This window comes from Sphaerospermopsis reniformis, from assembly GCF_005402885.1.
Taxonomy (GTDB): Bacteria; Cyanobacteriota; Cyanobacteriia; order Cyanobacteriales; family Nostocaceae; genus Sphaerospermopsis; species Sphaerospermopsis kisseleviana.
In genome coordinates this window covers 1-22,339 of record NZ_BJCE01000076.1, presented here as the reverse complement: position 1 = coordinate 22,339, position 22,339 = coordinate 1, and the positions used below count along the sequence as shown (strand labels likewise).

General features: G+C 37.8%; 22 protein-coding genes and 1 tRNA gene. 10 read left to right on the top strand and 13 right to left on the bottom strand.

The features are described from left to right. The first annotated feature begins 839 nt into the window (after nt 1-839). Nucleotides 840-1,856: a sulfate/molybdate ABC transporter ATP-binding protein gene (locus FFR48_RS12685; protein ID WP_137667618.1), complete on the top strand. Its 1,017-nt coding sequence runs from the start codon at nt 840-842 to the stop codon at nt 1,854-1,856. Nucleotides 1,857-2,203: 347 nt separating this feature from the next. Next, on the top strand, nt 2,204-2,398 hold the full coding sequence (locus tag FFR48_RS12680; RefSeq protein ID WP_137667617.1) for a WD40 repeat domain-containing protein: 195 nt from the start codon (nt 2,204-2,206) through the stop codon (nt 2,396-2,398). Nucleotides 2,399-2,506: 108 nt separating this feature from the next. Here the strand turns inward: FFR48_RS12680 and FFR48_RS12675 are convergent. Beyond that, a tRNA-Gly gene (locus FFR48_RS12675) sits at nt 2,507-2,578 on the bottom strand. A gap of 396 nt (nt 2,579-2,974) precedes the next feature. Here FFR48_RS12675 and FFR48_RS12670 point away from each other — a divergent pair. Then, nucleotides 2,975-3,850, top strand: a complete 876-nt coding sequence (locus tag FFR48_RS12670) for an Npun_R2479 family HD domain-containing metalloprotein (RefSeq protein WP_137667616.1) — start codon at nt 2,975-2,977, stop codon at nt 3,848-3,850. Between the two features lie 188 nt (nt 3,851-4,038). Then, nucleotides 4,039-5,154: an ABC transporter permease gene (locus FFR48_RS12665; protein WP_137667615.1), complete on the top strand. Its 1,116-nt coding sequence runs from the start codon at nt 4,039-4,041 to the stop codon at nt 5,152-5,154. 124 nt (nt 5,155-5,278) lie between these two features. Here FFR48_RS12665 and FFR48_RS12660 read toward each other — a convergent pair whose 3' ends face one another. The 5 genes from FFR48_RS12660 to FFR48_RS12640 all read right to left on the bottom strand — a co-directional run bounded on the left by FFR48_RS12660 (nt 5,279) and on the right by FFR48_RS12640 (nt 9,510). After that, nucleotides 5,279-6,304 (bottom strand): ABC transporter permease, encoded by a 1,026-nt coding sequence (locus FFR48_RS12660; protein ID WP_137667614.1) that lies wholly within the window; start codon nt 6,302-6,304, stop codon nt 5,279-5,281. Nucleotides 6,305-6,502: 198 nt separating this feature from the next. After that, nucleotides 6,503-8,164 carry an ABC transporter substrate-binding protein gene (locus tag FFR48_RS12655; RefSeq protein ID WP_137667613.1) on the bottom strand — a complete coding sequence of 554 codons (1,662 nt, stop codon included), beginning with the start codon at nt 8,162-8,164 and terminating at the stop codon, nt 6,503-6,505. 218 nt (nt 8,165-8,382) lie between these two features. Continuing rightward, on the bottom strand, nt 8,383-8,952 hold the full coding sequence (locus FFR48_RS12650; RefSeq protein ID WP_137667612.1) for a Uma2 family endonuclease: 570 nt from the start codon (nt 8,950-8,952) through the stop codon (nt 8,383-8,385). A 100-nt stretch (nt 8,953-9,052) separates the two neighbouring features. After that, the gene (locus FFR48_RS12645) at nt 9,053-9,259 is read right to left on the bottom strand and encodes a Txe/YoeB family addiction module toxin (protein WP_137667611.1); all 207 of its coding nucleotides are present in this window, start codon (nt 9,257-9,259) and stop codon (nt 9,053-9,055) included. Continuing rightward, nucleotides 9,256-9,510: a type II toxin-antitoxin system Phd/YefM family antitoxin gene (locus tag FFR48_RS12640; protein WP_137667610.1), complete on the bottom strand. Its 255-nt coding sequence runs from the start codon at nt 9,508-9,510 to the stop codon at nt 9,256-9,258. Before FFR48_RS12640 ends, FFR48_RS12645 begins: the two co-directional genes overlap by 4 nt. 557 nt (nt 9,511-10,067) lie before the next feature. Here FFR48_RS12640 and psbB point away from each other — a divergent pair. From psbB to FFR48_RS12620, 4 genes are all read left to right on the top strand, one after another. Beyond that, nucleotides 10,068-11,597 (top strand): photosystem II chlorophyll-binding protein CP47, encoded by a 1,530-nt coding sequence (gene psbB / locus FFR48_RS12635; protein WP_137667609.1) that lies wholly within the window; start codon nt 10,068-10,070, stop codon nt 11,595-11,597. Between the two features lie 98 nt (nt 11,598-11,695). Next, nucleotides 11,696-11,803 carry a photosystem II reaction center protein T gene (locus FFR48_RS12630; protein ID WP_013192567.1) on the top strand — a complete coding sequence of 36 codons (108 nt, stop codon included), beginning with the start codon at nt 11,696-11,698 and terminating at the stop codon, nt 11,801-11,803. Between the two features lie 330 nt (nt 11,804-12,133). Beyond that, nucleotides 12,134-13,165 carry a 30S ribosomal protein S1 gene (locus FFR48_RS12625; protein ID WP_096565116.1) on the top strand — a complete coding sequence of 344 codons (1,032 nt, stop codon included), beginning with the start codon at nt 12,134-12,136 and terminating at the stop codon, nt 13,163-13,165. 196 nt (nt 13,166-13,361) lie between these two features. Beyond that, nucleotides 13,362-14,096, top strand: a complete 735-nt coding sequence (locus tag FFR48_RS12620; RefSeq protein ID WP_137667608.1) for an HAD family hydrolase — start codon at nt 13,362-13,364, stop codon at nt 14,094-14,096. Nucleotides 14,097-14,283: 187 nt separating this feature from the next. Here FFR48_RS12620 and ureC read toward each other — a convergent pair whose 3' ends face one another. The 6 genes from ureC to FFR48_RS12590 form a co-directional block, all read right to left on the bottom strand. After that, complete coding sequence (gene ureC / locus FFR48_RS12615) at nt 14,284-16,011, bottom strand: urease subunit alpha (RefSeq protein WP_137667606.1); 1,728 nt, start codon at nt 16,009-16,011, stop codon at nt 14,284-14,286. A 64-nt stretch (nt 16,012-16,075) separates the two neighbouring features. Next, nucleotides 16,076-16,381, bottom strand: coding sequence for an urease subunit beta (locus FFR48_RS12610; RefSeq protein ID WP_137667605.1), 306 nt, complete (start codon nt 16,379-16,381; stop codon nt 16,076-16,078). Between the two features lie 18 nt (nt 16,382-16,399). Further along, a complete protein-coding gene (locus FFR48_RS12605; RefSeq protein ID WP_096565124.1) occupies nt 16,400-17,056 on the bottom strand; it encodes a DUF4276 family protein in 657 nt (218 codons plus the stop codon). Then, on the bottom strand, nt 17,053-18,222 hold the full coding sequence (locus FFR48_RS12600) for an AAA family ATPase (RefSeq protein WP_137667604.1): 1,170 nt from the start codon (nt 18,220-18,222) through the stop codon (nt 17,053-17,055). The genes FFR48_RS12605 and FFR48_RS12600 overlap by 4 nt, the downstream gene beginning before the upstream one ends. Before the next feature lie 44 nt (nt 18,223-18,266). Continuing rightward, entirely contained in the window at nt 18,267-18,569 is a 303-nt protein-coding gene (gene ureA / locus FFR48_RS12595) for an urease subunit gamma (protein WP_137667603.1), read from the bottom strand. A gap of 95 nt (nt 18,570-18,664) precedes the next feature. Further along, nucleotides 18,665-19,528, bottom strand: coding sequence for an urease accessory protein UreD (locus tag FFR48_RS12590; RefSeq protein WP_137667602.1), 864 nt, complete (start codon nt 19,526-19,528; stop codon nt 18,665-18,667). Nucleotides 19,529-19,620: 92 nt separating this feature from the next. Between FFR48_RS12590 and FFR48_RS12585 the strand changes: the two genes are divergently transcribed. Together FFR48_RS12585 and FFR48_RS12580 are read left to right on the top strand one after the other, a co-directional pair. After that, nucleotides 19,621-20,493: a ParA family protein gene (locus FFR48_RS12585; protein ID WP_137667601.1), complete on the top strand. Its 873-nt coding sequence runs from the start codon at nt 19,621-19,623 to the stop codon at nt 20,491-20,493. 394 nt (nt 20,494-20,887) lie between these two features. Next, nucleotides 20,888-21,757, top strand: a complete 870-nt coding sequence (locus FFR48_RS12580) for a hypothetical protein (RefSeq protein ID WP_137667600.1) — start codon at nt 20,888-20,890, stop codon at nt 21,755-21,757. A gap of 15 nt (nt 21,758-21,772) precedes the next feature. On the opposite strand, the gene FFR48_RS12575 is transcribed toward FFR48_RS12580, so the two are convergent. Next, entirely contained in the window at nt 21,773-22,153 is a 381-nt protein-coding gene (locus FFR48_RS12575; protein ID WP_371851441.1) for a PIN domain-containing protein, read from the bottom strand. Between the last annotated feature and the right edge of the window lie 186 nt (nt 22,154-22,339).

Sequence of the window (22,339 nt, the reverse complement as noted above, 5' to 3'; positions counted from 1 at the left end):
CCATCAAATTTTGGCGGTATTACACTCCATATTTGCCTTTGCTTGTTTACCCAGGCTGCGGTCAAATGCCGAGACGAGATAAATCAGGGGTTTCTCCTGATCAAAATACTTCTTCGTGTAGATGGTTATTCCTACTCGCAGTCCAATCATATCATATTCGCGGCGAATAAATTCGCCGTTGGCACTTCCTCCACTGTAAGATAGCCAAGTGGCTTCCGTGCCTTTCGGCGATTTTCTTGTGAATCTTGTTCTCAGTATATTAAACGGGTAATTGCTGAAGAAGGTTTAAAAACTGCTGTTGTTAAATCCAGTGTCAGATTTCAAAGTTGTAAACAAGCTAATTTAATTCTGCGATCGCAATCTGAAGAAATAGATGAGGCACTAGAACCACCAACACAAACAGACAATCAACAAAACAGGAAACCTCAGCCAAAAACACCCCTATCATCTTGTCAGGATATTTTTGATGTTGTGGATATAGGAATTAATTAGACATCTTCAGAAAAGAAATTATGGAACTTATTTATGGGGGCAGGTCGAAGCTTATGGAATATATATATGTCTGATTTTTCCGTTAAATTATCGCCCATAAGCTTCGCCCCTACAACTTATGACAAATTAATACATTCTATTTTGGAGATATCTATTGTACTGATACCGCTTGTAATTGTCCTGAATTAATCAATATTACTCCTGATTGCGGTGCTTTAGATTGTGGCGGTTGTAGTTGGTAAGATACCGGAAACGATTCCCTATTCCCTATTCCCCATTTATGATATAAATAAAACTACAGTAATTCTACTCCTAAACCGTAGATTAGTCACAGAGGTATAAAACCAGTGGGCATAGTAGTTGAAAATGTGTCTAAGCAATTTGGCAGCTTCCAGGCTGTAGATCAGGTAAGTCTAGAAATCAAAAGTGGTTCACTGGTGGCATTACTAGGACCATCTGGTTCTGGTAAATCTACACTACTGCGGTTAATATCGGGGTTAGAAATGCCGGATAGTGGTAAAATCATTCTCACTGGGAAAGATGCTACCTATCAAAGTGTACAAGAGCGAAATATTGGTTTTGTATTTCAGCATTATGCCTTATTTAAGCACTTAACCGTGAGGCAAAATATCGCCTTTGGCTTAGAAATTCGCAAAGCACCGAAAAAGAAAATACACGGTAAAGTAGAACAACTGTTAGAATTAGTGCAGCTAAGTGGATTAGGCGATCGCTATCCTTCTCAACTTTCAGGAGGACAAAGACAAAGAGTAGCCTTAGCCAGAGCCTTAGCCGTAGAACCTAAAGTATTATTACTAGATGAACCATTTGGGGCGTTAGATGCTAAAGTGCGTAAAGACTTACGTGCTTGGTTACGCCGTCTCCATGACGAAGTTCACGTTACCACCGTGTTTGTAACTCACGATCAAGAAGAAGCTATGGAAGTTTCTGATGAAATCGTAGTTATGAACAAAGGAAAAGTAGAACAAGTAGGAACACCCGCAGAAATTTATGATCATCCTGCTTCGGCTTTTGTAATGAGTTTCATTGGTCCTGTGAATGTTTTACCGAGTTCTGCCAAGATTTTTCAAAGCAGTGGTTTCGACTCAGCTAACCCAGAAATATTTTTACGTCCCCAAGATGTAATTGTCGAAAGAGATGCGAATGGTACAACTGCATCTGCTATAGTTAATCGTGTCATTCATTTGGGTTGGGAAATTCAAGTAGAATTAACCTTGGATGATGGGCAAAATTTTACTGCTCATTTAACACGGGAACGCTTTGATGAGTTAAAATTAGAACCACAAGAGCGAGTTTATGTCAAGCCCAAAGATGCAAAATCTTTCCCGCTTTATTATTCTATTTAACATAAATTGCTAGTTCTGCAAGAAAGGCTCTCAAATCGAAGTAACAAGGATAAGTAGACAGCAAAAAAGCATGGAACACCATCATAATTCATTCTTGCTCCTGCCTCCAAGCCCTCACGAAGAGACTTTTTCAGCAAACCCTATTTAGAGGTCAACTTAACCCCAAACCCACTCCAGGAGAAGATTAATTAAAATTAAACCTTTACCCCTTGCCTGTACTTCTGGAGTGGTTTTTCTGTTATTAATATAATTAATACTAAAGCAACCTATTTTATCCGGATACATCAGGGAATTGAATAGACTTCTCCGAAAAAGATGTAGGGACAATTCATGAATTGTCCCTACGAATGGGTTTCAGGTTATGCTTATGTAATTTTCGGAGATGTCTAATTAAGCTGTGGCATCTGTATAGTCAAGAACTGATAAATACTCTTTCAGGACATTTATCAACTGTTCATTCTGTAGCTTTTAATGTTGACGGAAATAAGATAATTAGTGGTAGTGCTGATCATACAATCAGGATTTGGCAGTCTGAGCAATAACCTAATATAGCAGGAGTCAAGAGTAAAACCCTCTTCACTGCTATAAAAAACTGTAGCGTTTACTCTTACATTTATTATATTTGGGAAAATAGGACAATAAATCTGGAAAGCGGGTGATGGGACTCGAACCCACGACATTCTGCATGGGAGGCAGACATTCTACCACTGAATTACACCCGCAGATTACAAGTATGGAAATTTAGTCTATGGGCTATTATATCATAAATTACGCGAAAATCAGTAACGGATTTTTCTAGAACAAATAGGAGGGAAGAGACACAAGACAGTTAATAGCAAAGGATGATAACTTATAAATGAAATTCTTGGGTTGCTAGGAAAAATTGAGATAGATAATGTAAACTTAATCCAATGGCAGTCAGAAGCACCAAAGTCTCTGAGTATAGTAACTTGGTTATTTATTCGATGCGCTTCATAAACGTGAAAAGTTTTATCTTTTTTAGAGTTAGAAAGCGATCGCCCCTTTAACTGGTAAGATAAAGGATTTACATTGAACGAAATTGCAACAGATAAACATGATTATAAAAAATATATACCCTGAGAATCCTCTAATCCTCTATGTTCAATACCACTGAAATTATCATTGATGCTTTTGTAAATCAACTGCGAGAAGGTTATCGACGTACCTACGGCGGTTTAAAAACTGATTATCAAGACATCATAGCTTGGGCTGGTAACATGGCTTTGGAAAACATCGCCAACAGTGATGCTTCATATCACAATGTGGAACACTCTGTTCTCGTTACCCTCGTCGGACAAGAAATTTTGCGTGGTAGACACATCCGAGAAGGAGGAGTTTCCAGCGAAGATTGGTTGCACGTGATTATCTCCTTATTGTGTCACGATATTGGTTATGTCAAAGGAGTTTGCCGCGAAGATCAAGAAGCAGAAAGTTTATATGCTACAGGACAAAATGGCAACATGGTTGCTCTTCCTCCTGGTGCTTCTGATGCTAGTCTCACACCCTATCATGTAGATCGGGCTAAACTATTTATTGATGAAAGATTTGGTGGACATCCTTTGATAGATTCGGAAGTGATCAAGAACAATATTGAACTAACCAGGTTTCCAGTTCCTAGAGCCGATGATCATCAAGATACCACTCATTTTGCCGGCATAGTACGTGCTGCTGATTTGATTGGGCAATTAAGTGATCCCCGTTACCTGAAAAAAATTACAAGTTTATTTTATGAATTTGAAGAAACCGGAGTAAATAAAGCTTTAGGTTATAAAAATCCTGGAGACTTACGCAAAAACTATGCCAAATTTTACTGGAATGGTGTCTATCCTTATATCAAAGAAGGATTGCGTTATCTAGGACTGACACAACAAGGAAAACAAGTTTTAGCTAATCTTTATGCTAATGTGTTTGTGGTCGAACATGAAAAACAGAATGAGGAAATAAGGTATTTAGCTGAACAGTTAAATGGTTAAATCACTAAATTTATGTAGCTTCTATTTCAGGCTGGTAATGGGTAATTGGTAGTTGTGAAATTAGCCACTCTTAACTTTTACCTGATCTATAAATAGAAACTTACATACATTAGAGATTTAGCTGAATGAATTACTAACTCTATTAATTATCATTCATTGTTTTGTAAATAAGTTTTGTCAAAAAAATTATGAATTGGTTGCAAAAACTCAAAAAAAATTCCTTAGCAAGATTTGGGGCAATTATACTATTAGTGTTCTATTTAGCAGTCATTGGGGCTGACTTTATCGCACCTTATAATCCTTATGATTCACAGCCAAATGGTTCGCTATTGCCACCTACCCGCATTTATTGGGTTTCTCCAGAGGGTAAATTTATCGGACCCCATATTTATCCAACAATTCAAGGAGATACAAATCTAGAAATAGGGGAACGTAAGTTAATTGTAGATTTTAAACAGCCTTCACCTTTGGCTTTATTTGTTTCCGGTCCAGAATATAGATTATTTCAACTCAGTTTACCCCTACCTCCCAAATGGGATGAAGTCACTATCATTCCTGGTATTCCCCTAAATTTGCATTTATTTGGTTCTAAAGGTGAAGCCAAATTTAATATTTTAGGTACTGATGAACAAGGACGGGATCAATTTAGCCGTCTGCTTTATGGTGGTAGGATTAGTTTATTTATTGGGATTTTTGGCATCATCATTACCTATCCCCTGGGTTTAATAATCGGTGGTATTTCTGGTTATTTTGGAGGTGTAATTGATAGTGTGATTATGCGTTTAGCAGAAGTGTTAATGACTTTTCCTAGCATTTATTTGTTAGCAGCATTATCAGGAGTTCTCAGCCCTCAATTAACCAGTACACAACGCTTTTTATTAATAGTTGTAATTACTTCTGTGATCAGTTGGGCAGGTTTAGCTAGAGTAATTCGTGGTCAAGTTTTATCAATTAAAGAAAGAGAATTTGTCCAAGCATCACTGGCAATGGGAGGTAAGCCAATTTATATTATTCTCCGTCATATTTTACCCCAAACTGCCACTTATGTAATTATTTCTGCTACTCTGACCATTCCGAGTTTTATTGGTGCAGAAGCAGTGTTAAGTCTGATTGGTTTAGGTATTCAACAACCTGATCCTTCTTGGGGAAATATGCTTTCTTTAGCTAGTAATGCTTCAATTTTAGTCTTACAACCTTGGCTAGTTTTATCACCTGCTATTTTGATTATTCTGACTGTTTTATCATTCAATTTATTAGGTGATGGGTTAAGGGATGCCCTTGATCCTCGCAGTTTGCAAAGGTAGGTAAAGATCAACAACAAATTTCATCTGGATGAAGTATAAAAGGGCGGGCAAGATGCCCACCCCACAACACTGAAAATCATCAAAAACAGAATTACAAACCAAATGATATAACTAGCAAATTGGGTTAATATCTAATTCGCGGATCTACATAAGCATTAAGAATATCAATCAAAATACTCGCAGTCACAACAATTGCCCCAAAAAATACTAAAATACCCTGCACTGTAAAATAATCCCGTTCAGAAATAGCTTGATATAATCTATTTGCTAACCCTGGCCAAGAAAATGTTACTTCTGTTAAAATTGCCCCTCCCAATAGGGAAGCAAATGTTAATCCTAAGACTGTAATTACAGGTATTAAGGCATTCTTTAAAGCATGGGATATTAAAATCTTATTTTCCGGGATTCCTCGCGCCCTAGCTGCTTCTACATAATCAGCTTTTAATGTTTGTTTTAAATTCACTCTCACAATACGTTCAAAAATACCACTGAGTAAAATGCCTAAAGTGATACTGGGTAAAGCTAAATGATGTAAAGCTGTGAAAAAATTACTTACATTTCCACTTAATAAACTATCAATTGTATATAAACCAGTAAGAGTTGGAGGTGGGGAAATATTAGGAGGAAAACGATTAGAATTAGGAAACCAACGTAATTGAACTGAGAATATTAATTGTAATAACATTCCCGCCCAAAACATGGGGAGTGCATAGGTAATAATGCCAAATAAACGCCCACCAACATCAAAAGAAGTACCGGGACGAGAGGCGGAAAGTGTACCTACTAAAATTCCCACAATTAAAGCTACCAGCATACTACAAACGGCTAATTCTACTGTAGCTGGAAAATGTTGGCTGATAATTTCCCACACATTTTGACCTCGACTGGTTAAGGAAGTTCCTAAATCAAAACGTAGTATATTTCCCAAATAATTGAGATATTGTAACCAGATAGGTAAATTTAAACCTAGTTGTTTTCTGAGTTCTTCCTTAGCACTTTCTGGCGCACGTCCACCAAGAATTGCATCTGCTGGATCTCCAGGAGTGGCTCTTAATAATAAAAAAACAATGGTGATAATAGTTAATAGTTGCAGTGGTGCAAATAGCAACCGAGAAACTATGTAATATTGTAAGGCTTTAGAACGGGACATATTTATTAGGAGTCAGGAGTTCAGGAAGTTCAGGAGTTCAAGGAGTTGAAGGAGTCAGGAGTCTTAGGGGCGAAGCATTCGGGCGACTAATTGTAAATTTTTGTCCCAGGCTATTTTCCGAATGCTTCGCCCGTACAGAAGTCAGGAGTCAGGATAAATATAACTAATGACTAATGACTAATGACTAATGACTAAGAACTACTTCTTAATTGTTCTGTAAATCAAGTTTTGAGTAGGATCAAGTTTGACATCTATTACGCCTTTTTGGGCAAATACATAATCTTTGTTTTGCCATAGGGGAACGTAAGGAACATCAGTTAAAACTAGATTTTGAATGTCAGTAAAGATTTTCTTTCTCGTTTCTGGGTTTTGTTCTTGACGTTGTTGATCAATGAGTTTATTCATTGTTTCACTATAGTAAAAAGAACCCTGAGTTTGACTTCCACCATCTTCACAACCTTTAGCTTCTGAACCTTTTTCACAGGATAAAAATGGTTGTACATAATTATCTGGATCTAAAAAGTCTGGATACCAGTCTAGCAAAGCGATGGGATATGAACCTTTGGAAATTTCTTTGAAAAATGTTGCCCCTTCTACGGTTTTAACTTCTAGTTGTAATATCCCGTCCATTTTAGTATCAGCTAAGGATTTTAATGTCTGTGCTGCTAAACTCCGGGTGGGTGAACTTGCAGGATACCAAACTTGAATTTGGGCGGGTTTTTCTTTGGAAAAACCTGCGGTAGTTAACAATTTTTTCGCTTCTTCAAATTTACCATCACCATATTTCTCTTTAAATAATGGTTGGGAAACATTGAAGGTTGTGGGAATCATGCTATAAAGTGGATCTGCTTGACCATATAATACCCGTTCATTTAATAATGGACGATCAACGAGTGAGGCGATCGCACTTCTTACTTCTGGTTTATCTAATGGTTGTTGATTTCTGTTCAACACCATATAACTAACTACACTACCTTGAGCAGTTATAGCTTGCCAATCTCCGTTTTTTGCACCATCTTCTAAACTGCGAATTTGATCTGGTTGTAAAGATAAATAAGCAACATCAACTGCACCAGTTTTAAAAGCATTAAATAAATTCACTGGACTGGTTTGAATTTGCACATTAACACCTTTATTTGCTGGTTTTTCTCCCCAATATTTCTCAAAAACATCCAATCTTAAAGAATCTGTACCATACTGGGCTAATTTATAAGGACCAGTTCCTACAAAGGTATTAGGTTGAAATTTCCCCGCACCAAGTTCATAAGCTTTAGGTGAAACTGGACACACTCCAGAAAATGCTAATAATGCGGGAAAAGCCGCAAAGGGTTTTTTCAATTTAATTGTAAGTTCATAGTCCCCTGTAGCTTTCACGGATTCAATTGTATCGGAAAGTAGAAAAGATGGTTTACCTTTATTTTCGATAAAACGCTGGATACTAAATGCCATTGCTTTAGCGTTAAAAGGTGTGTCATCGTGAAAGACTACTCCTTCCCGTAGGGGAATGGTGTATGTTAAACCATCTTCACTAACTTTAGGTAAAGCTGTGGCTAGTTGGGGTTTAATTTCTGTGCTACCTGGTTCATAAGTATATAGGCGATCGCTCATATTAAAGACTAAACCCAAGGATGCTAACTCATAAGCATCAGCAGGATCAAGGGTTCTCGGTTTTGCTGTTGTCCCGATAGTAATCCTACCATCACCAGCAGGAGTATTCACCGCACCAGGACTAGGTGGTGTAGTTGGTTGGGGACTTAGAGTACAGCTTACAGCCAGCAAGAAACACAAGGAGAACAACGACAGGAATTTTGTTACCTTACCCAACCGTCTTATAGACCTGAAAAACCCAGTTATCAACATTAATTTTTCTAAAATCAGCAGTTAATCATTTTAATATATATGTTATATTTATCAATACCTTTGCCATTTTCCCGTAGGTTGGGTTTACCGTGTGGAAACCCAACGTAAACTCAACGTATTTGTTGGGTTTCGTTCCTCAACCCAACCTACAAATCAAGATATTTTTGATTTTGGCGAAGGTATTGATTTATATAAGCTGTTTTTCATATCAAAGATTTTCATCCTTGTAAAACTTGAGCAGCAGTCAACTTGAGTTCTGGAAATATGGGAGAAACTATCAAGCTGTCATTTTCATACACCTGCTCGTCATAAAAACCTTCTACCCATTCCAACACTGTCACCTTTTGAGTAATGGGATCAACAATCCAGTATTCAGGAATACCCCGCGCCGCATATTCGGATCTCTTGTAGCGATAATCACGATTAGCCTGATTAGGACTGACCACTTCAACAACTAATAATGGTGGTGGCATATCCATATATACCAGTGAACGAGTAGTTCCTGCCATTGCCACCGCTAACTCTTCAGAATAAACTACCACATCAGGTATACGCACACCTACACTTCTACTATTTACAGCTATCTCAGCTTTCATCCGTAAACGAGAAGACGGGATACCTAATTGAGAAAAATAGATCAATAGAAATATAGCTATTCGTTGATTTATATCACTTTCCGAAGGCATGGGAATTAATTTTCCATTTTCCAATTCATATAAAGTATCCGTACCATCGTCATAGTTGAGAAATTCCTCAAAGGTCATCTTTTTAGCAATTGCCACTGTCATTGCTGTTTCTCCCGTACTTAATATCTAATCCTGATAATGAAAATGACAAGCTACAATAATTATGTTTTCTTCTAGTTTTCTTCTAGTTTTCTTCTAACACTTAATAAACCAGACGGTGTTCGGCGTTGATGCGCCTAGACCAATAACCTGATAGATTAGCTTTCAATGGCTTTGGTTTACCCATACCCTCAAACGGAGTTCGCAGAATTTCTTTAATCAGAGTGTTAATTCTTTCTAAGAGTTTTTTATCAGTATCTTGAAACCACAAATAATCATTCCATGCAGCTTCTGTAAATGTGAGTTTCATTCTTCTATTAAGTCTCTCTCAATAATATCACCTGCTTTTGCTGATTGAATTGAAGAAAGAAGATGCTTGGCGTTAACAGGATTTGACAGTAAATATAATGTCTCTTGCCATGATGAAAATTCCTCTAGAGAAATTAAAATGGCCTTGTTACCTTTGTTATTACAAATAATTGTTGGTTCTACATCTGCAATAACCCGATCTACTAAATTATCTAAGTCTTGACTTGCTTGCTGAGTAGTAATTGCATCCATTTTATCCTCCTTTATTTGTTGAATAGTGGTTGAATTATAGCCTATAAATTTCAGCATTAAAATCAAGGACAGGAATGTGTAAATCTCGTCAATATAAGTTATGTTATTTTTCAACAAGCGATCGCCATGGGAATCATAGTCCTAATTTTATACCAAACGAACAGCTTTATTGTATATTTAGAATAATTTAAGCTTAACCAGTGCCTCAGATGATAAATAGTAGCATTGTGGGCATGAGTAGGGGTATCTGATGCAAAAACTAGCTAATCACATCTATTTAGGAGCTTGCAAAGAGTTCCATCAATAGTTACACTTTTTAAAATATTCTCATTTTTGCTGATCGCCAAAACAGCTACTTCCTGAAAGTCACGAACTCAGGGAATTAACTTGTGACAGCGAATAAGCGATAATAAACTACAGAGTAATCTGTGGTTAAACTCAAGACTGGCAATAACAAAAACTCAGAGAGACTTCTGGGTGGTAGTTTACCTCCCTCAGAACCTCAGTAAGAAAATTGCTTTGTAAACAAACTAACTCTTCGAGGAGGAGCGTAGTCGATGGGACTACCCTGGTACCGAGTACATACAGTGGTTCTGAACGATCCAGGCCGACTGATTTCTGTACACTTGATGCACACAGCCCTAGTTGCTGGCTGGGCTGGTTCAATGGCACTTTACGAACTGGCTGTTTACGACCCCAGTGATCCAGTTCTCAACCCCATGTGGAGACAAGGGATGTTCGTACTTCCCTTTATGTCACGTTTAGGCGTAACCGAATCCTGGGGCGGCTGGAGCGTCACCGGTGGCACAGCAGTAGATCCTGGCTTCTGGTCATTTGAAGGCGTGGCTGCTGCTCACATCGTTCTTTCTGGTTTATTATTCCTAGCAGCCGTTTGGCACTGGGTTTTCTGGGATTTAGAACTATTTAGAGATCCCCGCACAGGCGAACCCGCCTTAGACTTGCCAAAAATGTTTGGCATCCACCTGTTCTTATCTGGTTTACTTTGCTTTGGTTTCGGTGCTTTTCACTTAACCGGTCTATTTGGACCTGGGATGTGGGTTTCCGATGCTTACGGTATAACTGGTAGCATCCAACCAGTAGCACCAGAATGGGGACCAGCCGGGTTTAACCCCTTTAACCCCGGTGGTGTCGTAGCTCACCACATTGCAGCTGGTGTAGTTGGTATTATTGCTGGTTTATTCCACCTCACAGTTCGTCCTCCCGAAAGGCTCTACAAAGCCCTACGGATGGGTAACATTGAAACCGTACTTTCCAGCAGTATCGCTGCGGTATTCTTCGCTGCTTTCATAGTTGCTGGTACTATGTGGTACGGTAACGCTACCACCCCCATCGAACTGTTTGGACCTACCCGCTATCAGTGGGACCAAGGTTACTTCCGTCAAGAAATTCAGCGCCGTGTGCAAAATAGTGTTGCTAACGGTGCAAGCTTGTCCGAAGCTTGGTCACAAATCCCCGAAAAATTGGCCTTCTACGACTATGTAGGAAATAGCCCCGCTAAAGGTGGTTTATTCCGTACCGGTCCAATGGTTAAAGGCGATGGTATTGCCCAATCTTGGCAAGGTCACGCAGTCTTCACAGATGCAGAAGGACGCGAACTCACAGTACGTCGTCTACCTAACTTCTTTGAAACCTTCCCTGTAATTTTGACCGATAAAGATGGAGTTGTCCGCGCTGACATTCCTTTCCGTCGGGCAGAATCTAAATACAGCTTCGAGCAAACAGGCGTTACTGTTAGCTTCTACGGTGGTGATTTAAATGGTAAAACATTCACAGATCCCGCCGATGTGAAGAAATATGCTCGTAAGGCTCAAGGCGGCGAAATCTTTGAATTTGACCGCGAAACCTTAAACTCTGATGGTGTATTCCGTACATCTCCCAGAGGTTGGTTTACCTTTGGTCACGCTGTCTTTGCGCTCTTGTTCTTCTTTGGTCACCTCTGGCATGGTTCTAGAACCATCTACCGCGATGTATTCGCAGGTGTGGAAGCGGATCTAGAAGAACAAGTAGAGTGGGGTCTGTTCCAGAAAGTGGGTGACAAGACCACTCGTGTTCGTAAGGAAGCTTAAACAAGCATGAAGTAAAAAGTATGAAGTTTTATGACTTCATGCTTTTTACTCTGCTTGGTAAACTAAAATTACTGGCTGGATAGGCAGGAAATCCTAATATGGAAAGCGTTGCATACATTTTGATTTTGACCCTAGCAATAGGTGTTCTCTTTTTTGCGATCGCATTTCGCGAACCTCCCCGCTTTGAGAGAAAAGAGAAAGACTAAGAAGTTAAACACTGTCAGCGGTTAGCTTTCAGCTATCTCAGACTTAACACTTTTTTAAGTAAGATTCAAATCCGTTGCTGCATATTTATGTGGCAACGGATAATATTTTGATATAGTGCTGACTGCTGACTACTGACCCCTAACTTGCAAAAAGTGAAAAAAATTTTGGGATGTGATATAATATCATATCTGGAAGATAATATGTGTGAACCTAGCTCTTCTGCGCTAGGATTAACAAGGATGTAAGTGTAGACTTATTTAAAAGCCCTCGCATATACATCATTAATTGTGACAAAAACTTACGGAGACTAGAACCAGGAACAAAACAGCATGGTCAATCAGAATTTAACCGCTACAGAAATTGGATTTACTCACGAAGATTTCGCTGCTCTACTTGATAAGTACGATTATCACTTCAGCCCTGGTGATATAGTACCAGGTACAGTGTTTAGTATAGAGCCGCGCGGCGCTCTGATTGACATTGGTGCTAAAACAGCAGCATACATACCTATACAGGAAATGTCTATTAACCGGGTTGATGCCCCGGAAGAAGTCTTACAATCAAACGAAACACGGGAATTTTTCATCCTCACTGATGAAAACGAAGATGGTCAGTTAACCCTGTCCATTCGTCGTATTGAATACATGAGAGCATGGGAAAGAGTACGGCAATTACAGGCAGAAGATGCTACTGTCCGTTCTGGTGTGTTTGCTACTAATCGTGGGGGCGCATTGGTACGCATTGAGGGACTACGTGGTTTTATCCCCGGTTCTCATATTAGTACCCGCAAACCAAAAGAAGAATTGGTAGGGGAAGAATTACCCTTAAAATTCCTAGAAGTAGATGAAGAACGTAACCGTTTGGTTCTCTCCCATCGTCGGGCGCTGGTTGAGCGCAAGATGAACCGCTTAGAGGTTGGCGAAGTAGTAATTGGTACTGTTCGCGGTATCAAACCCTACGGTGCATTTATTGACATCGGCGGTGTTAGCGGACTACTCCACATTTCTGAGATTTCCCACGAGCATATTGACACACCTCACAGCGTGTTTAATGTCAATGATGAATTGAAAGTCATGATCATTGATTTGGATGCAGAAAGAGGACGCATTTCGCTGTCTACCAAGCAGTTAGAACCAGAACCCGGTGATATGATCAAGAACCGCGATTTGGTCTATGATAAGGCTGAAGAAATGGCAGCTAAGTATAGGGAACAAATGTTAGCTAAACAGCAGGGTATAGCTGTTGCACCAGCGGAAGCAGCAGAAGCAGCACCAGTTGAAGGAGTAGAAGCTGTAGCTGAAGCAGAAATTCCACCAGCAACTGAAGTTGAAGAGGAAATTCCAGCAGCTATTGAAGAGTAATATATCTGTAGTTGTGATTATTTACAACCAAGTATTAATAAAGAGGGAATATCCCTCTTTTTTTATTTATGGTGATTGGTGATTGGTGACTGGTGATTGGGAAAATACAAATAATTTCCCCCATCTCCCCATCTCCCCTGCTTCCTACCTCCTGACTCCTGACTCCTGACTTCTGACTCCTTGATCTCCTTCTAATATGATAACTATCAAATGTGGTGACATCACCTTTTCTCATATTCAAGCGATTTTATTTGACAAAAATGGTACATTGGAAGACTCAGAAACCTATTTGCGATCGCTCGGACAAAAAGCAGCACGGATCATAGACGCGCAAATTCCCGGTATTGGCGAACCTTTATTAATGGCTTTTGGTATTAATGGCAATATTTTAGATCCTGCTGGTTTAATGTCTGTAGCTAGTCGCAAAGAAACCGAAGTAGCTGCTGCTGCTTACATAGCTGAAACTGGAAGAGGTTGGTTTGAGTCTTTAAAAATTGCTCGTCAAGCCTTAGCAGAAGCTGATCAATATGTGAATCAAACTCCCGCACCTCTTTTCCCAGGTGTCTTGGATGTTTTAAGATCACTATCAGCAGCAGGATTAAAACTGGGTATTCTTTCAGCCGCAACCACTGGGGAAGTGCAAAAATTTGTCATCACTCATCATCTCAGAGATTACCTGCAATTAGAAATGGGAGTTGATGAAGGTCCGAGTAAACCGGATCCAATATTATTTTTACAGGCTTGCCAAACTTTAGGCATACCACCGGGAGCTACTTTGATGGTAGGCGATTCAGTGGGTGATATGCAAATGGCGCGTCATGCTAAAGCTGCCGGTTGTATTGGTATTACTTGGGTTAATAATACAGATAATGTTAAAGGTGCAGATGTGGTAATTAATCAACTCGATGAAATTCAGATTTTAGAAGCATAGAAAATCAAAAGTCAGGAGTCAAAAGTCAGGAGTCAGGAGTGGTAGGGGCGAAGCATTCGGGCGACTAATTATAAATTTTTCTCCAAGCCTATTTTCCTGTAAGGGCGAAGCATTCGGGCGACTAATTATAAATTTTCTGAACAGGCTATTTTCCGAATGCTTCGCCCCTACTTCGCCCGTAGAGGAGTCAAAACAAAAAGTATCTTTGCGCCATTGGTAAAACCGTTGCAGGTTCACAGGTTAATAATTCCCCATCTGCACGAACTTCATAAGTTTCTGGATCTACTTCAATTTGCGGTAAAGCATCATTTAATTTCATATCTCGCTTAGTAATTTGGCGAGTTCCCGAAACCGCAACAATTGATTTTTTCAAACCCAACATTTGGGGAATTTCTCTTTCTAAACCGACTTGAGAAACAAACGTTAATGATGTTGCATGACGCGCACCGGCAAAACTACCAAACATAGGACGAGTATGCACAGGTTGAGGTGTGGGAATACTAGCACTAGCATCACCCATCTGTGACCAAGCAATCATTCCCCCTTTAATAACTATTTCTGGTTTGACACCAAAAAACGCAGGTTGCCATAAACACAAATCAGCAATTTTTCCCTCTTCCACAGAACCAACATAGTCAGCAATACCATGTGTAATCGCTGGGTTCACTGTGTATTTCGCAACATATCTTTTAGCGCGGAAATTGTCTGACCTCTCCCCCAACCCCTCTCCTACAAGGTGAGGGGAGAGTGTTCCCCGTTGAACTTTCATTTTATGGGCAGTTTGCCAAGTTCTAATTATTACCTCTCCTACTCTTCCCATTGCTTGAGAGTCAGAAGCAATCATACTAAACGCGCCTAAATCGTGCAGAATATCTTCAGCAGCGATAGTTTCTCTACGAATACGGGATTCAGCAAAGGCAACATCTTCGGGAATGCTAGGATCTAAATGATGACACACCATTAACATATCTAGGTGTTCATTTAAGGTATTAACTGTATAGGGACGGGTGGGGTTAGTAGAAGATGGTAAAACGTTGGTTTGTCCACAAACTTTAATAATGTCTGGTGCGTGTCCTCCCCCAGCGCCTTCGGTGTGGTAGGTGTGAATAGCACGATGTTTAAAAGCAGCGATGGTATCTTCTACAAAGCCTGCTTCGTTTAATGTATCAGTGTGAATTGCTACTTGTACATCATATTCATCGGCAATGGTTAAACAAGTATCAATAGTTGCAGGGTTTGTTCCCCAATCTTCATGGAGTTTTAAACCTATTACCCCGGCTTCTACTTGTTCCCTCAGTGCTTGGGGTTGACTGGTATTACCTTTTCCTAAAAATCCCAAGTTAATAGGGAAAGCGTCAGCAGCTTGCAGCATTCGGTAAATATTCCATGGTCCTGGTGTGCAAGTTGTGGCATTTGTTCCCGTAGCTGGTCCTGTTCCTCCACCGATCATAGTAGTGATACCGGAGGCGATCGCTACTTCTATTTGTTGAGGACAGATAAAATGGATGTGGGTATCTATTCCCCCTGCGGTGAGTATCATTCCTTCACCGGCTAATGCTTCTGTTCCTGGTCCAATAATAATATCTATATTGTCTTGAATATAGGGATTTCCGGCTTTACCAATTTTGTGAATTTTGCCATCTTTAATGCCGATATCTGCTTTTACAATACCCCACCAATCGAGAATCAAAGCATTAGTAATTACTAAGTCTACAGCACCATCGGCGTTAGCAATTGGAGATTGTCCCATGCCATCTCTAATTACTTTACCACCCCCGAATTTTACTTCATCACCATAAGTTGTAAAATCTCTTTCTACTTCTATAAATAGTTCAGTATCTGCTAGTCTGATTTTGTCGCCTACTGTTGGTCCGTAGGTGTCAGCGTAGGCGCGGCGGTTCATTCTGTAGGGCATTTTTTTTATCCTTTTTTTATCACGCAGAGGCGCAGAGGCGCAGAGAGAGGTTTAAGAGAGAGGTTTAGAGTTTTCCGTTTATTTTGTTGTTGAATCCGTATATTTGGCGACTACCAACTAGGGGAATAAGGGTGATTTCTTTTTCGTCTCCTGGTTCAAATCTGACTGCTGTTCCTGCGGGGATGTCTAATCTCATTCCTCGTGCTTTTTCTCTGTCAAATTGTAGGGCGTTATTGACTTCATAAAAGTGAAAGTGTGAACCAATTTGTATGGGTCTGTCTCCGGTGTTTGCTACTATTAATTTAGTGGTGGGACGATTTACGTTGAGTTCGATTTCTCCTGGGGGGGTAATGATTTCTCCGGGGATCATAACTGGATGTCTCCTAATTTACAAATTTTCTAAAAATTGTACAAAGGGTTTAAAAGCTTGTGGACATAGTTCTGCTATATCTTGATATCTAGCAATTCCTAAAATTCTTGGTGCATCTATAGATTCTTTATAACGTTTACCATAGTTTTTGAATATCTCCTCTACTATTCTTTTAGGTGGAATGTCATGATTTTGGTCTTCAACTGGGATTGTCCATGTTTGTGTTATATTATTAATGCCAAGGATACTTGATAATTCACTTTCAGCAGCTAAAATTAATGCTTCTAAATCATGCTGAAAGCAGAACACTTTCAAGCGTTCTTCTAATCGGCGATCATTAATTCCTTTGCGGTGTAATGCTTGTTCAAAATTATTGAAAATTCCTTGTACTAATTCTGCACAGGTTTCATGAGGAAACCCTTTATTTTTAGGATATAAATCAGGTATAATAACTACAGTTGAATCTTGCTGATTTTTCAGAATATTCACTGCTCTAATTGGAGTTTGAGTTAATAAATCTTTTTTAGCATCTCCACCTCTACTATTATCATTACCTTTAACAGCAAAAAATTCAATACTTATACCCTGGTTTAGTTTCTCTTCAATTAATGGTGCTAGTAATGCTTCCATTGCTGATTTATCAGATGTCCCCTCAACATAAACTAAAATTCTCATGGAAGTCTCTCTAGTTCATCGCTACGGTGTAATTGTTCTATTTCATCTGAACCGAAATCATCAAGCATATCAATTAAAATTGGCGAATTTCCAGGCTTAATAAATTTTGCTTCTCCATTTTCTTTTCTAAGTACAGCAATTTGAGAAATATCAAACTGTGTGAGAAAATAAGATGAGTGAGTTGCTAATAAAATTTGTGTGCGTTCAGATGCTTTTTCAAATAAACCAGCTAGAACCGGAAGTGTACGGGGATGTACACCTTGATCTGGTTCATCAATACAAATTAAAGATGGTGGATTTGGTTGTACACATAAACAAATCCAACAAATTAACCGCAAAATTCCATCTGATAAATCAGCTAAACTTAATTCTTGATCAACTCCTGATTCTTGCCAAAATGCTATAACTTCTCCTGGTCCCCCTCGTGCTTTTACTTTTAAACCTTTAAAACCAGGAATGACAGAACGTAAATGTTGTTGTAGTTCATCAAATGCTGTTATATGTTCAGTCATTAAAGAGAAAAGAACTGAACTTAAATTACCTGCATCCTCATGTAAAATCGGTTGTTGTTCAATGGGTACTGATTTCCGAATTTTATCATTTGCTATATTAAATGAACTATAAAATCTCCATTCTCGAATATAGTCACGTAAGTTATATAAAGTTTCTAATGATGGATTTGTCATTGCACTTAAAGCAAGTTGATTAGGTCGTTTTAAGGCAATTTCTTGCTGTGTAAATTTTTTAGTATCAGGATTTTGCACCACTCCTTTATTACCTTGAATATCCATATATATGTATGGATTACTATATTTATCGCTAAAAGGTTGAGATGATTCTACTCGTTCATAGGAAACCTGAGTTCTACCAACTGGACCAATGAGTTCTCCTAAATATCTAATACCAATTGGAAGACCTGTATCAATTTCAATATCCCATTGAAACTTTTCTGGTCCCGGAATATGAAAAATCTGTTGTCCAATAGAACCAGGAACTATTTCTGGAGGTATATCTTGAAAAAGACTATCTCGTAAAAATTTGAGAAATTCAAATAAACTTGACTTACCTGCACCATTTGCACCAACAATAATTTCTAGTGGTTCTAATGGTGCTGCAAAATTCCTAAAAGGTCGATAACCTTGAATATTGATTGATTTTAATCTCATATTGTTTGTTGATGGATAATTTGTCGTTTCTTACTCCTTTTATACTATCTAATAGGATTATGCACTGTCACTAACTTTGTCCCATCAGGAAAAGTTGCTTCTACCTGTACTTCATGAATCATTTCTGGTACACCTTCCATCACATCATCTCGTGTTAATAAAGTTGTTCCATAACTCATTAATTCTGCTACGGTTTGTCCATCTCTTGCACCTTCTAAAATCGCGGCGGAAATAAAAGCTACCGCTTCGGGATAATTTAATTTTAAACCTCTATTTTTTCTTCTTTCAGCTACCAAAGCAGCAGTAAATATTAATAATTTATCTTTTTCTTGCGGTGTAAGTTGCATTGTTTTTTCCTCTATATTTCTTCTTATTTTTTATCCTTTAGTTAATAGCTGATAGCTGATAACTGATAGCTGACGGCTGACGGCTGAATGCTTTTTCAAATCTGCCAAACTCTAGGAATACAATTACCACGATTTAACAACGATATTCGTAAATTTTGCCAAATATTTGTAAACCAATTTCTTGCTTCCGATGTAGAATTACCACGATATCGACACAAAAATCCATGTTCTAAACGAGTTACTCCAGCATCAGAGTTATTGATAGAGTTGTGAATAATTAAAGAACGTGCTTGTTTAATAATTTCCTGTGATATGGGAACCCCAACGCACACAAAACTACCAATAACGGGTTTTCCTGCTAAACCGTGGGGACTGTGAAATATTTCTTCCCTACCGGGTAAATATTGTCTATCAATCCACAATGGTTGATTATTTTGCCATATTTCTGTGTGCGATCGCATCTCTCCCTGTACAAATTTTTCTCCTCTCGCACTTCTACCAAATCTCGTAATTTCCCACCCTAAAAAACTACTTCCTGTAGCTAATTTTACTCGCAAATCCTGGCGATAAACTGCACCATTAAATAAAATTGTTTCTTGGGGTAAATATTCTAAACAAGCACCAGCATCAACTTGAATATTTACAGTTTGTTGTGCTTGTAACCCATTACTACGATATATTTTAGCAGCAGTAGCAGTAGTTATTAATACTTGTGTATCTTCTTGCAAGTGAATTTGGGAAGATAGGCGATCGCCCCCCACCACACCTCCAGCAGTATGTAAAATCACACTATGACATATTTTTTCACCCTCTGGATAAAAAGGACGTTGAATTTTTAAAGGTGCTTGGTTGTGGTTATAAATTAATTGTGTAGAATCTTGGCGTTTAGCATAGACTAAATGAAGTTTACCATGCCAACTTTTATTTATTGGGGTATCTATTTGGGTGTTAGGAGTCATTTATAAATAGAGCAATTTTTACTTGTTAATTTTCTACAATTTTAGGCAACAATATAATTATATACCCCTAATGTATCCATCTACCAAAAACTATGACAGCGAAAGTAATCAGTGTTTGCAACCTCAAAGGTGGAGTTGGTAAAACTACCATCGTCATGGCCTTAGCAGAATATTTAGCCGGCGATACCATGTATGGTAAACGGGTACTTGCTATTGACTTAGATCCCCAGAGTAACCTCACTAGCGCCTTGATGTCAGAAGAAGATTGGGAATGGCAATACAATCAAAAAGGATTGACTTTACCCTTTCTTTTAAAAAATGCTGATTATTTTTTAGAAAATGGAAATAATGAAAAATTCATAGTCAAAGAAGAAGTTTCCAATCTCAGAAATAAAAACTCTTTTAATTGTTTACATTTAATTCCTAGCAGTCCGCGATTATTTGAAGTTCAGGAATATTTACCAGCCAATGCAGTAGCAATTTTACATAACATTATCAATCCTTTATTAGAAAAATACGATTACATTTTAATAGATTGTCCGCCTAGTATTAATAATGTAATTAAAAGTGCATTTTTTGCCAGTGATTTTTGTTTAATTCCTTGTGTACCCAGCCGGATGTCAATTCACGGTTTAGAACTTTTATTAGAACAAATTGAACAATTCAAGAAAGATTACGACCATAAAATTAGTCCCATTGGCACTTTAATTTCCCGTTATAACGGCACTGTTTCCCAAACGCATAACTTAAATTTTATTATTGTTAATCCCTTCTTTCCCCCAACCTTTGCCACAAGAATACCAGAAAGATCAAAAATAGCTGAAGGTTTGGATTTTAATCATCAATTAACCTATAAACAAAAATATGGTGATGCCCATGAAGTCATGATAGAATTAGCTAAAGAATTTATGAACAGAGTCGATAATAGTGTGATGTATACACCACTCATGGCTAGTTTATTGTAGGTACAGGCGATAAGATCCCCGACTTCTGAGATAAATTTATCATTTATGGACACAATAAATAACAGAAGTCGAGAATCTGGATCTAATTAACTTAGATACTACCTACACTACTAAATCATATAAAACATAATTAATTATTAAGTTTTTTTTAGATATATTTACGGATTTACAAAATTTATCCGTTGCATATTAAACTTATGTTACAGCAGTTTTCATGTCTTTAGACCACAGTCAGGGCGAAGCATTCGGATGATAGTCTTAGGTAAAAACCGATAATTAATTGTCCGAATGCTTCACCCCTACATTGTTGACGCGAAACCTAAATCAAAATGTGGTTTATTTACCTGAAAATATCTGTAATTTGTAACCATTAAAAAAATTCGATAACTGCATTATGGTCAACATCATCAATACTAACAACTTATCTTCTATCACCGATACAGTTTCCCACAGTTGGGAAAATACAAAAAACTTCGTCACAGACACAACAGAAAAAACAGTTAATACACTGACACAAGTTACCGATAAATCATTGAATAGTTTTTCAGAAACAGCAGAAAAAACCAGTCAATCTTTAACTGAAACCTTCCAAGGTGCAACAAATACAGTTAGTAATTCTACAGGAAAAGTAATTAATAAAATAACTGAAACAACAAATCAAGCTAAAGATGCTTTCACTACAACTACATCCAGTGTAATTGATAATGTTAATCAGGTAAAAAACCACGCTGTTGATAGTTTTACTGAAAGTGCTAAACAAGCAGGAAATTTAACTAATTCAGTTTCTAGTGCTATAGAAAATGCTATTAATAATTTTTTTAGTCATCAATGGGATACTATGACAACTTGGATTGATAATCATCCTACAATTTCGTGGATAATGAAATTATTAACTTTAGCAGTTAATCATCCTGTTATTACTGCTTTCATGATATTTTTAGGTATTTATATAATCTGGAAAATATTTCAACTATTTAGCAAGATATTGGATCAAGGTTTGTTATTTACCTTGAAAACTCCTCTCAAGTTGATTTATGCAATGTTTTCTTTTGGGTTTAAGAATATCTCTAAATTATTATTTTCTGGGTTCAAATTTAAGAAATCGGAGGATAATACTTTGATATTGAATAATGCAATTGCTGATAATATCAGTTTAGATACAAAGCAGGAAATAACAAAGTTGTTGATGAGATTAGAAGCTGTGAGAAAAGAAGAAAATGAGATTTTAGAAAATCTGACTGCACTCTTAGCAGACAATAAGTAAGATTTTCTTTCTTAACTAAGAAATTAACCAGTTTTCTAACTGTAAATCATTAACCCTAGTTAAATCAGAATCATGAGAAACTAAAATTAAATTATGAACAATAGCAGTAGCAGCTATCAAAATATCTGCATCCTGAATAATTTTACCCTTATTTGTTAAATCAGCATGAATTTCTGAGGCTTTCTGAAATATCCTCAAATCATCTAAAAATAAAACAGGATAATCTTGACAAAATTGTGCAAACAAGGCTAATTTTTTAGTGGCATTGCTTCTTAAAAGTCCTCTTTGTACTTCATAGTAAGTTATACCACTAATAGCAATCAATTCACCTCGACGACGCATTTCTGTAATTTTTAATGCGACGTGTAAATTTTGCTTGAGTGATGCAGAAACAATATTAGTAAGCTGTTGTGCAGCTAGATTGTATAATAGGGAATTAAGTAACTAAGCGATCACTTCTGAATTATGCCAGCAAAAAACCATCTGTCTCAAGAACAGAGAGAAAAGCTGTTAAAACACCTAAAAGAGCAAGATAATCCTTATGTAAGAGAGAAAATACTAATATTATTGTTGATGAATGAT

Coding starts and splice junctions, on each gene's coding strand:
- ureA (WP_137667603.1), bottom strand. CDS start 18,569: ATGCAACTTACACCGCAAGAAAAAGATAAATTATTAATATTTACTGCT.
- FFR48_RS12640 (WP_137667610.1), bottom strand. CDS start 9,510: ATGGATGCAATTACTACTCAGCAAGCAAGTCAAGACTTAGATAATTTA.
- FFR48_RS12655 (WP_137667613.1), bottom strand. CDS start 8,164: ATGTTGATAACTGGGTTTTTCAGGTCTATAAGACGGTTGGGTAAGGTA.
- FFR48_RS12610 (WP_137667605.1), bottom strand. CDS start 16,381: ATGATCCCCGGAGAAATCATTACCCCCCCAGGAGAAATCGAACTCAAC.
- FFR48_RS12600 (WP_137667604.1), bottom strand. CDS start 18,222: ATGAGATTAAAATCAATCAATATTCAAGGTTATCGACCTTTTAGGAAT.
- FFR48_RS12585 (WP_137667601.1), top strand. CDS start 19,621: ATGACAGCGAAAGTAATCAGTGTTTGCAACCTCAAAGGTGGAGTTGGT.
- FFR48_RS12590 (WP_137667602.1), bottom strand. CDS start 19,528: ATGACTCCTAACACCCAAATAGATACCCCAATAAATAAAAGTTGGCAT.
- FFR48_RS12605 (WP_096565124.1), bottom strand. CDS start 17,056: ATGAGAATTTTAGTTTATGTTGAGGGGACATCTGATAAATCAGCAATG.
- FFR48_RS12670 (WP_137667616.1), top strand. CDS start 2,975: ATGTTCAATACCACTGAAATTATCATTGATGCTTTTGTAAATCAACTG.
- FFR48_RS12650 (WP_137667612.1), bottom strand. CDS start 8,952: ATGACAGTGGCAATTGCTAAAAAGATGACCTTTGAGGAATTTCTCAAC.
- FFR48_RS12580 (WP_137667600.1), top strand. CDS start 20,888: ATGGTCAACATCATCAATACTAACAACTTATCTTCTATCACCGATACA.
- FFR48_RS12660 (WP_137667614.1), bottom strand. CDS start 6,304: ATGTCCCGTTCTAAAGCCTTACAATATTACATAGTTTCTCGGTTGCTA.
- psbB (WP_137667609.1), top strand. CDS start 10,068: ATGGGACTACCCTGGTACCGAGTACATACAGTGGTTCTGAACGATCCA.
- FFR48_RS12645 (WP_137667611.1), bottom strand. CDS start 9,259: ATGAAACTCACATTTACAGAAGCTGCATGGAATGATTATTTGTGGTTT.
- FFR48_RS12620 (WP_137667608.1), top strand. CDS start 13,362: ATGATAACTATCAAATGTGGTGACATCACCTTTTCTCATATTCAAGCG.
- ureC (WP_137667606.1), bottom strand. CDS start 16,011: ATGCCCTACAGAATGAACCGCCGCGCCTACGCTGACACCTACGGACCA.
- FFR48_RS12630 (WP_013192567.1), top strand. CDS start 11,696: ATGGAAAGCGTTGCATACATTTTGATTTTGACCCTAGCAATAGGTGTT.
- FFR48_RS12665 (WP_137667615.1), top strand. CDS start 4,039: ATGAATTGGTTGCAAAAACTCAAAAAAAATTCCTTAGCAAGATTTGGG.
- FFR48_RS12680 (WP_137667617.1), top strand. CDS start 2,204: ATGGGTTTCAGGTTATGCTTATGTAATTTTCGGAGATGTCTAATTAAG.
- FFR48_RS12625 (WP_096565116.1), top strand. CDS start 12,134: ATGGTCAATCAGAATTTAACCGCTACAGAAATTGGATTTACTCACGAA.